Origin of the sequence: Pseudomonas monteilii, assembly GCA_001534745.1 — a bacterium.
Lineage (GTDB): Bacteria > Pseudomonadota > Gammaproteobacteria > Pseudomonadales > Pseudomonadaceae > Aquipseudomonas > Aquipseudomonas alabamensis.
Genome location: CP013997.1, coordinates 4,256,828 through 4,269,817, shown reverse-complemented (window position 1 = coordinate 4,269,817; position 12,990 = coordinate 4,256,828). Strand labels below are relative to the sequence as shown.

At 64.9% G+C, this 12,990-nt stretch carries 11 protein-coding genes and 1 other annotated feature; of the genes, 5 read left to right on the top strand and 6 right to left on the bottom strand.

Annotated features, from left to right (window positions below):
- Nucleotides 1–2 precede the first annotated feature (2 nt).
- Entirely contained in the window at nucleotides 3–620 is a 618-nt protein-coding gene (locus tag APT63_18275; GenBank protein AMA47414.1) for a hemolysin III, read from the top strand.
- A 20-nt stretch (nucleotides 621–640) separates the two neighbouring features.
- Here the strand turns inward: APT63_18275 and APT63_18270 are convergent, their stop codons facing one another.
- Nucleotides 641–1,360, bottom strand: coding sequence for a 16S rRNA methyltransferase (locus APT63_18270; GenBank protein ID AMA47413.1), 720 nt, complete (start codon nucleotides 1,358–1,360; stop codon nucleotides 641–643).
- A gap of 72 nt (nucleotides 1,361–1,432) precedes the next feature.
- The gene (locus tag APT63_18265) at nucleotides 1,433–2,839 is read right to left on the bottom strand and encodes an adenosylmethionine-8-amino-7-oxononanoate aminotransferase (protein ID AMA47412.1); all 1,407 of its coding nucleotides are present in this window, start codon (nucleotides 2,837–2,839) and stop codon (nucleotides 1,433–1,435) included.
- Nucleotides 2,840–3,040: 201 nt separating this feature from the next.
- Here APT63_18265 and APT63_18260 point away from each other — a divergent pair, with 201 nt between their 5' ends.
- The 3 genes from APT63_18260 to APT63_18250 all read left to right on the top strand — a co-directional run bounded on the left by APT63_18260 (nucleotide 3,041) and on the right by APT63_18250 (nucleotide 6,316).
- A complete protein-coding gene (locus tag APT63_18260; GenBank protein ID AMA47411.1) occupies nucleotides 3,041–4,948 on the top strand; it encodes an amine oxidase in 1,908 nt (635 codons plus the stop codon).
- A gap of 196 nt (nucleotides 4,949–5,144) precedes the next feature.
- Nucleotides 5,145–5,696 carry a cytochrome B gene (locus tag APT63_18255; protein ID AMA47410.1) on the top strand — a complete coding sequence of 184 codons (552 nt, stop codon included), beginning with the start codon at nucleotides 5,145–5,147 and terminating at the stop codon, nucleotides 5,694–5,696.
- A gap of 35 nt (nucleotides 5,697–5,731) precedes the next feature.
- On the top strand, nucleotides 5,732–6,316 hold the full coding sequence (locus APT63_18250; GenBank protein ID AMA47409.1) for a hypothetical protein: 585 nt from the start codon (nucleotides 5,732–5,734) through the stop codon (nucleotides 6,314–6,316).
- A 126-nt stretch (nucleotides 6,317–6,442) separates the two neighbouring features.
- Here the strand turns inward: APT63_18250 and APT63_18245 are convergent, their stop codons facing one another.
- From APT63_18245 to APT63_18230, 4 genes are all read right to left on the bottom strand, one after another.
- Nucleotides 6,443–8,338 (bottom strand): DEAD/DEAH box helicase, encoded by a 1,896-nt coding sequence (locus tag APT63_18245; GenBank protein AMA47408.1) that lies wholly within the window; start codon nucleotides 8,336–8,338, stop codon nucleotides 6,443–6,445.
- Nucleotides 8,339–8,558: 220 nt separating this feature from the next.
- Nucleotides 8,559–9,338, bottom strand: coding sequence for an amino acid ABC transporter substrate-binding protein (locus tag APT63_18240; protein AMA47407.1), 780 nt, complete (start codon nucleotides 9,336–9,338; stop codon nucleotides 8,559–8,561).
- Between the two features lie 97 nt (nucleotides 9,339–9,435).
- A complete protein-coding gene (locus APT63_18235) occupies nucleotides 9,436–10,281 on the bottom strand; it encodes a 5,10-methylenetetrahydrofolate reductase (GenBank protein AMA47406.1) in 846 nt (281 codons plus the stop codon).
- 156 nt (nucleotides 10,282–10,437) lie between these two features.
- Entirely contained in the window at nucleotides 10,438–11,847 is a 1,410-nt protein-coding gene (locus APT63_18230; protein ID AMA47405.1) for an adenosylhomocysteinase, read from the bottom strand.
- A 20-nt stretch (nucleotides 11,848–11,867) separates the two neighbouring features.
- Nucleotides 11,868–11,964: a binding site (S-adenosyl-L-homocysteine riboswitch), on the bottom strand.
- 176 nt (nucleotides 11,965–12,140) lie between these two features.
- Here APT63_18230 and APT63_18225 point away from each other — a divergent pair.
- Entirely contained in the window at nucleotides 12,141–12,539 is a 399-nt protein-coding gene (locus APT63_18225) for an acyl-CoA thioesterase (GenBank protein ID AMA47404.1), read from the top strand.
- Nucleotides 12,540–12,990 lie beyond the last annotated feature (451 nt).

Below are 12,990 nucleotides of genomic sequence, written 5' to 3'. Positions count from 1 at the left end.
GCATGTATTACGGTGAACGTTTCAATGCCTGGACGCACCTGGTCGGTGCCCTGCTGGCGTGCCTGGGGGCCGTCTGGCTGATCGTGAGCGCAGGCTTGCAGGGCGACCCCTGGAAAGTCGTCAGCGTCTCCATCTATGGCGTCACGCTGCTGTTGCTCTACAGCGTCTCGACGCTCTACCACAGCACGCGGGGCCGCACCAAGGTCATCCTGCGCAAGCTCGATCACCTGTCGATCTATCTGCTGATTGCCGGCAGCTACACGCCGTTCTGCCTGGTCAGCCTGCGCGGGCCGTGGGGCTGGAGCCTGTTCGGCGTGGTCTGGGGGCTGGCGGTGATCGGCATGCTGCAGGAAATCAAGCCGCGCTCGGAAGCGCGGGTGCTGTCGATCGTCATCTATGCCTTGATGGGCTGGATCGTGCTGGTGGCGGTCAAGCCGCTGCTCGCCACACTGGGGGGTGCCGGCTTCGCCTGGCTCGCCGGCGGGGGCGCGTTCTACACCATTGGCATTCTGTTCTTCGCCTACGACAAGCGCTTTCGCCACTGGCACGGCATCTGGCACCTGTTCGTCATCGTCGGCAGCCTGATGCACTTCGTGGCGATACTCGGGTTCGTCCTGTAAGGCGACTGCTCAGGCCTGTCTCAGAAGTCGCCCCAGAGCTGCTGCGCCACCGCCAGCGCCACCACAGGCGCCGTCTCGGTGCGCAAGACCCGTGGCCCCAGGCGTGCGGCCTGGAAGCCCTTGCCCTTGGCCTGCTCGACCTCGGCCTCGCTCAGGCCGCCTTCCGGACCGATCAGAAAGGCCAGGCGGGCAGGGCGCTCATGGGTGGTCAGCGGCTCGGCGACCGGGTGCAGGACCAGCTTGAGGTCGGCCTCGGCGCTGGCGGTCCAGTCGGCCAGGGAGGTCGGTGGGTGGATCACCGGCAGCGTCGAGCGGCCGCATTGCTCGCAGGCGCTGATCGCCACCTGCCGCCAGTGGGCCATGCGCTTGTCGGCCCGCTCGTCCTTGAGGCGCACTTCGCAGCGTTCGCTGACGATCGGCGTGATTTCCTGAGCGCCCAGTTCGGTGGCTTTCTGGATCGCCCAGTCCATGCGCTCGCCCCGCGACAGCCCCTGGCCGAGGTGAATGTGCAGCAGCGACTCGGGCTGGCCCGGCAGGGCCTGGTCCAGCGTCACACGCACGTGTTTCTTGCCCACCTCCAGCACATGGCCGCGAAACTCCTGGCCGCTGCCGTCGAACAGCTGCACGGCGTCGCCGGCGGTCAGGCGCAGCACACGTCCGATGTAGTGGGCCTGGGCCTCGGGCAGGTCGTGCTCGCCAAGGCTCAAGGCGGCATCGATGAAGAAACGGGACACTCTCATGAAGGGGCTCTGCTCACAGGGTTGAAGGGCCCGAAGGCCCGATGGATCATCGGTGGAACACGCAGGCGGGCCTCAGCCTGGGTCGCGGAAGTCAGGGTGGAAGCCCTCGGGCACGCTCACGCTGATCCGCTCGCGGGTGGCCAGATCGATGCCTTCGGTGGCCACCTCGGCCAGGAAGTCGATCTGCTCCGGCGTGATCACGTAGGGCGGCAGGAAGTAGACCACGCTGCCCAGCGGCCGCAGCAGGGCGCCACGGGTCAGGGCATGTTCGAAGACCTTCAGGCCGCGCCGTTCCTGCCAGGGGTAGGCCACCTTGCCGGCTTTGTCACGGACCATCTCGATCGCCAAGGCCATGCCGGTCTGGCGCACCTCGGCGACGTGCGGGTGATCGACCAGGTGCGCGGTGGCGCTGGCCATGCGCGCGGCCAGGGCCTTGTTGGCCTCGATCACCTGGTCCTGCTCGAAGATGTCCAGGGTCGCCAGCGCGGCGGCGCACGCCAGCGGGTTGCCGGTATAGCTGTGCGAGTGCAGGAAGGCGCGCAGCGTCGGGTAGTCGTCGTAGAAGGCCTGGTAGACGTCGTCGGTGGTCAGGCAAGCGGCCAGCGGCAGGTAGCCACCGGTCAGGGCCTTGGACAGGCAGAGGAAGTCCGGGCGGATCCCGGCCTGTTCGCAGGCGAACATCGTGCCGGTACGGCCGAAGCCGACGGCGATCTCGTCGTGGATCAGGTGCACGCCGTAGCGGTCGCAGGCCTCGCGCAGCAGGCGCAGGTACACCGGATGGTACATGCGCATGCCACCGGCCCCCTGGATCAGTGGCTCGACGATCACGGCGGCGATGCTGGCATGGTGCTCGGCCAGGGTCTGCTCCATGACCGCGAACAGGTTGCGCGAATGGGCCTCCCAGCTCATGCCCTCGGGCCGCAGGTAGCAGTCCGGGCTGGGCACCTTGATCGTGTCCAGCAGCAAAGCCTTGTAGGTTTCGGTGAACAGCGGCACGTCGCCCACCGACATGGCGGCGATGGTTTCGCCATGGTAGCTGTTGCTCAAGGTGACGAAACGCTTCTTCTCCGGCTGGCCACGGTTGAGCCAGTAATGAAAGCTCATCTTCAGCGCCACCTCGATGCACGAGGAGCCGTTGTCGGCATAGAAGACCCGGTCCAGGCCCGCGGGCGTCAGGGCCACCAGGCGCTCGGACAGCTCGATCACCGGCTGATGGCTGAAGCCGGCCAGGATGACGTGTTCGAGCTGGTCGACCTGGTCCTTGATGCGTTGGTTGATGCGCGGGTTGGCATGCCCGAAGACATTGACCCACCAGGAGCTCACCGCGTCCAGGTAGCGCTTGCCCTCGAAGTCTTCCAGCCACACCCCCTCGCCGCGCTTGATCGGGATCAGCGGCAGCCGCTCGTGGTCTTTCATCTGCGTGCAGGGATGCCACAGGACCTCGAGGTCACGTTGCATCCACTGTTGATTGAGGCCCATGGTCGTTCTCCTGGCGGGTGGCGCGGACATGCGCGGCAAGCCTATGCAATGCGCCGCGTCAGAACAACCCACAATCATCGCGCGATCGGATGCGTGCCGTGCTGGCAGGCATGATGGCCCTCGCGTATTCTTCGCCAGTCTCTTCCCCTAGAGGGTGTTCTGCCCTCGACTTCCTCGCCCTTGAACCGGAGTTCAGCAAAGATGGCTGGTGGTTGGCTGCGCGTGTGCGCGTTGTTAGTGATTGGCATGTCGGGCAGCGTTGCGCTGGCCCAGGACAAGACTGCGATCGTGGTCGGAGGCGGGCTGGCAGGCCTGGCCGCCGCCGTCGAACTGCAGGACAAGGGCTGGCAGGTGACCGTGCTCGAGGCCAAGCCCAGCGTGGGTGGACGTTCGGGCCTGGCCACCAGCGAGTGGATCGGCAAGGACAAGGTCCAGCCGGTGCTCAACCACTACCTGGATCGGTTCAAGCTGCAGACCCTGCCGGCGCCGGAATTCGTGCGCACGCCAGGCTACCTGATCGATGGCGAGTACGTGAGCAGCGCCGACCTGGCGGTCAAGCAGCCGGCCACGGCCGAGGCCATCAAGCGCTACGAGAAGACCCTGGACGATCTGGCCCGCTCGATCGACGACCCCCTGGACCCCAAGGCCACCAGCACCCTGTTCGCCCTGGACCAGATCACCGTGTCCAGCTGGCTCGACAAGCTGCAACTGCCTGCCACCGCGCGGCAGTTGATCAACCAGCAGATCCGCACCCGCTACGACGAGCCTTCGCGCCTGTCGCTGCTGTACTTCGCCCAGCAGGCGCGGGTGTATCGCGGTGTCGATGACCGTGACCTGCGTGCGTCGCGCCTGCCTGGCGGCAGCCCGGTGCTGGCCCAGGCGTTCGTCAAGCAGATCAAGACCCTCAAGACCACCTCGCCGGTCAGTTCGATCAACCAGGACAAGGACGGCGTCACGGTCAAGGTCGGCGGTGTCGGCTACCGGGCGGACTACGTGGTCATGGCCGTGCCACTGCGCGCGCTGGCCAAGATCCAGGTCACCCCCGGGCTGGACAACCAGCACGTGTCGGCGATCAAGGCGACCAACTACGGCTGGCGCGACCAGTTGCTGCTGAAGTTCAAGAAACCCGTGTGGGAAAGTCGCGCGCGCATGTCGGGCGAGATCTACAGCAACGCCGGGCTCGGCATGCTCTGGATCGAGCCGGCGCTCAAGGGCGGTGCGAACGTGGTCATCAACCTGTCGGGCGACAACGCACGCCTGCTGCAGGCCTTCGGCGACAAGCAGATGGTCGACCAGGTGCTGATTCGCTTCCACGCCTTCTACCCGCAGGCGCGCGGTGCGTTCAGCGGCTACGAAGTGCGTCGCTACAGTACCGACGCCAACACCGCCGGTGCCTACCTGGCCTACGGGCCTGGGCAGATCAGCAAGTACTGGCGACTGTGGGAGCGCCCGGTGCAGCGTATCGCTTTTGCCGGTGAGCACACCGATGCGCTGTACCCAGGCACGCTGGAAGGCGCGCTGCGCAGTGGCCAGCGCGCCGCCAGCCAGGTACAGGACCTGGCGGCGGGCAAGTCCTTCGACCCGGTCAAGGCCGCACCGGTCGCCGCGGCTGCCGCTGCTGGCGCGGCCAAGGCATCGGCTGCGCAAGGCGAGGGTGGATTCTTCTCCAAACTGTTCGGCGGTTGGGGCACGTCTTCCCAGACACCGAAAACGGTCCAGCCTACCCCTGCACCGGCAGCGTCCGGCAAGGCCGCTGACGCCCAGCCGGAGAAGCCCGGCTTCTTCAAGCGTCTGTTCCACTGGGGCGGGACGACCCCGGCGCCGGCGCCTGCACCAACGCCTGAACCGGCACCTGTTGTGCCCGAGACCAAGGTCGAGTCGCCCGCGAGCGCCCCGGCGCCTGCTGTCCAGACGCCCGCGCCTGCCGTTGCAGCCCCCAAGGCAGCCTCTGGCAAAGCCGCGCCAAGTCATGTGAAGACGCCGGCCAAGACCGCGCCGGCCAAGCATCCTGCCCCGCACAAGGCGACCGCGCCAGCGACCCACAAGGCGCCGGCCAAACCCACGAAGCACACCCCGCCCAGCAAGGGTTCACCCGCTCCGGTGAACTGATTCCCCAGGACAAAGGCGCTGAAAACCTCAGCGCCCTTGTTGCATCGACTCACGCAAAGGCTATCGTTAACGTTTCCTTAACAGCCGGTGACGAGACTCATCATCGTGAATGTCGATCATTTGAAGCAGGTTTTTCCGCTTTCATTCGATCTATTAAACGGTAGTCTGTGCACAGCGCTTACAGGAACTCGCCCCCATGCAACTGCGTAATACACCTTCTCGGTATGGTTGGATCAGCATCGTGCTGCACTGGAGCGTAGCGCTCACGGTGTTCAGCCTGTTCGCACTGGGTCTGTGGATGGTCGATCTGGACTATTACGATCCTTGGCGCAAGGCGGGGCCTGACCTGCACAAGAGCATTGGCCTGACCCTGCTGGCCGTCATGCTGGTGCGAGTGGTGTGGCGCTTTCTCAGCCCGCCCCCGCCGGCACTGCCCAGCCACGGCGGCTTTACCCGTGTCGCGGCCAAGGCCGGGCACCTGGCGCTGTACCTGGGGCTGTTCGCGGTCATGCTGGCCGGTTACCTGATTTCCACCGCCGATGGCGTCGGCATCCCAGTGTTCGGCCTGTTCGAGGTGCCGGCACTGGTCAGCAACCTGCCCGACCAGGCCGACACGGCGGGTACCGTTCACCTTTACCTGGCCTGGGGCCTGGTGATCTTCGCTGGCCTGCATGGGCTGGCTGCACTCAAACATCATTTCATCGACCGGGATGCGACCTTGCTTCGTATGCTCGGCCGCAAGGCTTGATGCTCAACCCACACTTGCAAAGGAAGGACCTGAGGATGTTGAAGAAGACGTTTGCTGCACTGGCGCTTGGCACCGCCCTGTTCACCGCCGGTCAAGCCATGGCCGCCGATTACACGATCGACAAGGAAGGCCAGCATGCCTTCGTCGACTGGAAGATCAGCCACCTGGGCTACAGCTTCATCCACGGCACGTTCAAGGACTTCGGCGGCTCGTTCAGCTGGGACAGCGCCAAGCCCGAGGCGAGCAAGATCAGCGTCGACCTGAAGACGGCCAGCCTGTGGTCCAACCATGCCGAGCGTGACAAGCACATCGCCAGTGCCGATTTCCTGGATGTGAAGAAGTACCCGGACGCGAAGTTCGTCTCGACCGCCGTCAAATCGACCGGTGACAAGACCGCCGACGTGACCGGCGACCTGACACTGCACGGTGTGACCAAGCCGGTGACCTTCAAGGCCGTGTTCAACGGTGAAGGCAAGGACCCATGGGGTGGTGAGCGTGCAGGCTTCAACGCCACGACCACGCTGAAACTGAGCGATTTCGGCATTGAAGTCACAAAGCTGGGCCCGACGTCCCAGACGCTCGACCTGGACATCAGCCTGGAAGGCGTGAAGCAGAAGTGACCTGAACGAAGGGCGCGCTGCTGCCAGCGCCTGACGCCAGACACACGAAAGGCCAGTGGGCGCGAGCCCCCTGGCCTTTTCGTTGCGCGTCCGTTCGCCGGCCCCAGCAGGGCCGGCAGGGTCTGCTCAGCCCTTGCGGGTCAGCAGAGCCGGACGCTCACCCCGTGGACGCCCTGGGGCGTCATCCAGCTGCTCGGGCGTCGGGTAACGGTCGAGCTTGGATTCCTTGCGGATGATCACGGGCTGGTTCTGCGACTCACGTGGGCTGCGGACCGCCGGCTCCTGCCGGTTCAGGTCGTCACGGCCACCGGCAGGTCGATTGCGCCCCTGGGCGTTGTCACGACGCGCGCCACCGTTGTTGCGCGGACGCTTGTCGCCGCTGTTCGCACCACCACCGCCGCTGCGAGGGGCGCTCGTTCCACGACCCTGACCGCCTGCGGGCGTGCGCGGTGCGCCTTGCCCCTGGCCCTGACCGCCACCGGATTTACCGCGGTTACGGCCCTGGTTGCGGTTCTGGTAAGGGCTGACGTAATCGGCGCGGTTGCCGAAGTTGTCGACATCGTCGTCCAGGAAGACTTCCGGATCGCGGTCGGCCCGGGCGGCAGGGGCGCTGTCCTGCGGCTTGCCGGACGCTGGCTGGCGCGGCTTGTTGTCACGCGGCTTGCGGGCTGGACGACCCTCGGCCGCAGGCTTGTCGCTGCGCTCGGTCCTGTCGGTCTTCTCGCTCGACGTCTTGGCAGTGCCCTGGCGCGCCTTGCCCTTGTCCTTGCCTTTGTCCTTGCGCCCGCCGGCATCGTCGCTGCGCGGCTGGTTGCGCCCGCCACGGCCTTGCGGCTGGCGTTCACGGACTTCCGGCTTCTCGGCTTCGACCTGGCTGGCATCGAAGCCCATCCAGTCGCCATCGGGGATGCGCTGGCGGGTGACGCGCTCGATGCTCTTGAGCAGCTTCTCTTCGTCCGGTGCCACCAACGAGATGGCCTCACCAGAACGCCCCGCACGACCGGTACGGCCGATACGGTGCACGTAGTCTTCCTCGACGTTCGGCAGCTCGAAGTTCACCACGTGGGGCAGCTGGTCGATGTCCAGGCCGCGTGCGGCGATGTCGGTGGCGACCAGGACACGTACGCTGTTGGCCTTGAAGTCGGCCAGCGCCTTGGTACGCGCGTTCTGGCTCTTGTTGCCGTGGATCGCCGCGGCGGTCAGGCCGTGCTTCTCGAGGTATTCGGCCAGGCGGTTGGCGCCGTGCTTGGTGCGGGTGAACACCAGCACCTGTTCCCAGGCACCCAGGGTGATCAGGTGCGCCAGCAGAGCGCGCTTGTGGCTGGAGGCCAGGCGGTAGACCCGCTGCTCGATGCGCTCGACCGTGGTGTTCGGCGGGGTGACTTCGATGCGCTCGGGGTTGTGCAGCAGCTTGTCGGCCAGCTCGGTGATGTCCTTGGAGAAGGTCGCCGAGAACAGCAGGTTCTGACGCTTGGCCGGGAGGCGGGCCAGGACCTTCTTCACGTCATGGATGAAGCCCATGTCGAGCATGCGGTCGGCTTCGTCGAGCACCAGGATCTCGACGCGCGAGAGGTCGACGCTGCCTTGGCCGGCCAGGTCGAGCAGGCGGCCCGGACAGGCGACCAGCACGTCCACGCCCTTGGCCATGGCTTGCACCTGCGGGTTCATGCCGACACCGCCGAAGATGCAGGCGCTGACGAACTTGAGGTCGCGGGCGTAGAGCTTGAAGCTGTCATGCACCTGCGCCGCGAGTTCGCGGGTCGGTGTCAGGACCAGCACGCGCGGCTGGCGCGGGCCGTGACGTTGCGATTTGTCCGGATGACCCTCCGGGAACAGGCGCTCGAGAATCGGCAGGGCGAAGCCGCCGGTCTTACCTGTCCCTGTCTGGGCGGCGACCATCAGGTCACGGCCTTGCAACACGGCGGGAATCGCCCGCTGTTGCACGGGGGTCGGCTGGGTGTAGCCCGCAGCCTCGATAGCGCGGACTAGAGCCTCGGAGAGACCGAGGGAGGCGAAGGACATGGGCAATCCTGTTCTAGTGGGGGCTGAGCCCTATGGGATGATCGTGCCTGGCGCGATGGGCATCGAGGGATGCGATCGCGTCCGGTACAGCTGGATCTTTCGATGCAATCAAGGGTGGCGCGACGACGCGAGTGGCGTGTCACTGCCGTTCGAATGCCTGTTGCAAGACCGAGCGTCCGGGCGTGAGCCTAGGCGGGAAGGTCGGAGTATAACAGAGCATTCAGGGTGTGCCGCTGTCCTGCTGCTCAATGGCACCAGGAAGCGCATGGGCATACTCGGGCAGTTCGAGTGCCTGGAAACCAGGCTCCTGCCGCACGCGCTGCAACGCTTCGGCAAACCGCTGCGCCAATCGTTCAGCGCCGGGCCGACGCCCCAATGCCAGGTACTGGGGACGACGGTGGATCAGCAGGGGCAACATCTCGACCGAGTCGGCGATGCCCATCTGCTGGATCAGATAGTGCCCGACACGGCGGTCCGTGACCAGCATGTCGATGCGTCCGCGCAACAATTTGCCAAAATTGGCTTCGTGGGTCTGCGCCGTTTCCCGGCGAAAGAGCGTGGAGGTGTTGAAGGCCTCGCCATAGTCATAGTCGGGCGAGGTTCCGATCGAGAGTCCGGCGAGGTCTTCCAGGCGCTGCGCCGGATGAGGGCGCTCGCGCGACTGGAACAGGACGAATTCGACCTGTGAAAGCGGCTCGGGCGCATACACCAGGTAGCGCTCACGCGCTGGCGTCCTGAGCACGTCCAGTATGCCATCGGCCTGACCTTGCTCGACCATGGCCAGGCAACGGCGCCACGGCATGAACTGCCAGTCCACCTCGATGCCGAGACGACGGAAGACCTCGGTCACGAGACGTTGGTGGACGCCTGCTGGCTGGCCGGCCTGCAAATGGACATAGGGCGCCCAATCGTCGCTGACGATGCGCACGCGCTCGGCGTGGGCGACCGTACTCAGCAGAACGAGCAGGGCAATCCAGAGAAGACGTGCGAAGTGTGGCATCGCGGCAGAGTACGACGGATGGTCGACGAGAACCAGAGCAATGGCGTCAAGACGTGCAGCCCGTCACGTTCGGCCAGAGGCGAACGCGACGAGCGGCTCAACGCGGCAACTGCAGGTTGTTCCAGATGGCCGTGCTGGCCTCGGCCTGGTTGAGCGTATAGAAGTGCAAGCCCGGCGCACCGCCTGCGAGCAGCTGTTCGCACATGCGTGTGATCACCTCTTCGCCGAAGGCCTGGATGCTGCGCACGTCGTCGCCATAGGCTTCGAGCTGCTTGCGAATCCAGCGCGGGATGTCGGCACCGCACGCGTCGGAGAAGCGTGCCAGCTTGCTGTAGTTGGTGATCGGCATGATGCCCGGGATCAGTGGAATGTCCACGCCCATCTTCTGCACGCGCTCGACGAAATGGAAGTAGCTGTCGGCGTTGAAGAAGTACTGGGTGATCGCGCTGTCGGCTCCGGCCTTGACCTTGCGCACGAAGTTGTTCAGGTCGCTTTCGAAGTCGCGGGCCTGCGGGTGCATCTCCGGGTAGGCCGCCACTTCCAGACGGAAGTGATCACCGGTTTCCTGGCGAATGAATTCCACCAGGTCGCTGGCGTAGCGCAGTTCGCCGTACGACATGCCCATGCCCGATGGCAGGTCGCCGCGCAGGGCGACGATGCGCTGGATGCCGGCCTGCTGGTACTGCTCGAGCAGGGCGCGCAATTCGGCCTTGCTGTCGCCCACGCAGGACAGGTGGGGCGCGGCCGGGATCTTCACTTCGTGTTCCAGTTGCAACACGGTGTTGAGGGTACGGTCACGGGTGGAGCCACCGGCACCATAGGTGCAGGAGAAGAATTCAGGGTTCAGCGTGGCCAGCTGGCGGGCGACGCCCATCAGTTTTTCATGGCCGGCTTCGGTCTTGGTGGGGAAGAACTCGAAGCTGTAACTGCGTTTTTCTGACATGGGTCTTCCTCTAGCTGCAAGCTACGAGTAGGGGAGCTACAAGCTACAAGCTACAAGTAGGAGCAGAATGCGGCGTCTGAGGGAGGTGAGCAAAGTAGCAAGCGCTGTAATCGAAGCTTGCAGCTTGCAGCTCACCTCTCCCTCAACCGCAACGCCTTAGTAGCGGTACGCTTCCGGCTTGAACGGACCTTCGACGGTCACGCCGATGTACTCGGCCTGCTGCGGGGTCAGCTGGGTGACCACGCCGCCGAAGCCGCGCACCATCTCCAGGGCCACTTCTTCGTCGAGCTTCTTCGGCAGGACTTCGACGGTCAGGCGCTCGGCCTTGCGCTCGGCCGACAGGTCGGCGTACTTCTGCTCGAACAGGAAGATCTGGGCCAGTACCTGGTTGGCGAACGAGCCGTCCATGATCCGGCTCGGGTGGCCCGTGGCGTTGCCCAGGTTCACCAGGCGGCCTTCGGCCAGCAGGATCAGGTAGTCGTCGTTCTGTGGATCGAAGTCGCCATGGCCGGTGCGGTGGATCTTGTGCACCTGCGGCTTGACCTCTTCCCACGCCCAGTGCTTGCGCATGAAGGCGGTGTCGATCTCGTTGTCGAAGTGGCCGATGTTGCAGACCACGGCACGCTTCTTCAGCGCCTTGAGCATGTTCGCGTCGCAGACGTTGACGTTACCGGTGGTGGTGACGATCAGGTCGATGCGGCCGAGCAGGTCACGGTTGATGCCTTCTTCGGTGCCGGTGTTGATGCCGTCCTTGAACGGCGAGACCACTTCGTAGCCGTCCATGCACGCCTGCATGGCGCAGATCGGGTCGACTTCGGTGACCTTGACGATCATGCCTTCCTGACGCAGGGACTGGGCCGAGCCCTTGCCCACGTCGCCGTAGCCGATCACCAGGGCCTGCTTGCCCGACAGCAGGTGGTCGGTGCCGCGCTTGATGGCGTCGTTGAGGCTGTGACGGCAACCGTACTTGTTGTCGTTCTTGCTCTTGGTGACCGAGTCGTTGACGTTGATCGCCGGGACCTTCAGCTCGCCCTTGGCCAGCATGTCCAGCAGGCGGTGCACGCCGGTGGTGGTCTCTTCGGTCACGCCGTGGATCTTGTCCAGCATGGCCGGGTACTTGTGGTGCAGGATCTCGGTCAGGTCACCGCCGTCGTCCAGAACCATGTTGGCGTCCCAAGGCTGACCGTCCTTGAGGATGGTCTGCTCGATGCACCACTCGTACTCCTGCTCGGTCTCGCCTTTCCAGGCGAACACCGGGATACCGGCGGCAGCGATGGCGGCGGCGGCCTGGTCCTGGGTCGAGAAGATGTTGCAGGACGACCAGCGGACTTCGGCGCCCAGCGCGGTCAGGGTCTCGATCAGCACGGCGGTCTGGATGGTCATGTGGATGCAGCCGAGGATGCGCGCGCCCTTGAGCGGTTGTTCACCCTGGTACTTGCGGCGCAGGCCCATCAATGCGGGCATTTCCGATTCGGCGATGATGATCTCGCGACGGCCCCAGCCGGCCAGGGAAATGTCGGCGACCTTGAAATCGGAAAAACCTGCGGGCATGTCTACAGCGCTCATTGAGAGCCTCCATTCGTGATAGCGAATGGGCGCCGTTGTGCGTTTGAGCGTCCGCGAGACGGACAACGCCCCGACCGAGCCTGACAGGTCGAACCTGCTGCAGCGCCCCTCGGACGGGTGGCGGGCATGGCGCGCGCTGAGCGGCCACGTGAAACGGCGTCGATTATAACCTTGCTTGGGGCGCCGACCCAAGGCTTTCCGTCGACTATCGAGACGATGGTCGATCTTCAATGGAGTCGTGCCGAAGGCTCTGCCATGATGCTTCCACGACTGGCCAGCGACGAGGAGCACGCATGAATTTCCATACCCGCAAATGGGTGAAACCTGAAGACCTCAACCCCAATGGCACTCTGTTCGGTGGCAGCCTGCTGCGCTGGATCGATGAAGAGGCGGCGATCTACGCCATCGTCCAGCTGGGCAACCAGCGCGTGGTCACCAAGTACATGTCCGAGATCAACTTCGTCAGTGCCTCGCGCCAGGGCGACATCATCGAGCTGGGCATCACCGCCACCGAGTTCGGCCGCACCTCGATCACCCTGCGCTGCGAAGTGCGCAACAAGATCACCCGCAAGAGCATCCTGACCGTCGACCGCATGGTCTTCGTCAACCTGGGCGAAGACGGCCTGCCGGCACCCCATGGGCGGACGAAGATCAAGTACATCGACGATCAATTCGACACTGCCTTGGAGTGAGGCGGTGATGGGCCGGACGCTATCGCAGGCAAGCCCGCAAGGCTCGGGACGGGCGGTCTTGCTGCGGTGCAGGACGGAGCGATAGCACGGCGCTGACTGGCCAGAACGCCGTTGCCCCATGTGGGGGCAACTGTCTTATCTACTCGGTACATGCCCAACCGCATGCGGCGCCTGGCAGGGCCCTATCGCTGGCAAGCCAGCTCCCACCCAGATCTCTGCAGCCGCCGGTCTAGGCATGGCTGCGCAAGCAGCTTGTGGGAGCAACGTCTTTTCTACTTGGTAAATGCCCGACCGCATGGGCTGATGTTGTGTGGGCTTACCCGCGACGCATGCGGCGCCTGGCAGGACCCTATCGCTGGCAAGCCAGCTCCCACACAGACCTCTGCAGCATCAATACAGGCATCACTGCGCAAGCAGCTTGTGGGAGCAACTGTCTTTTTCTACTGGGTAC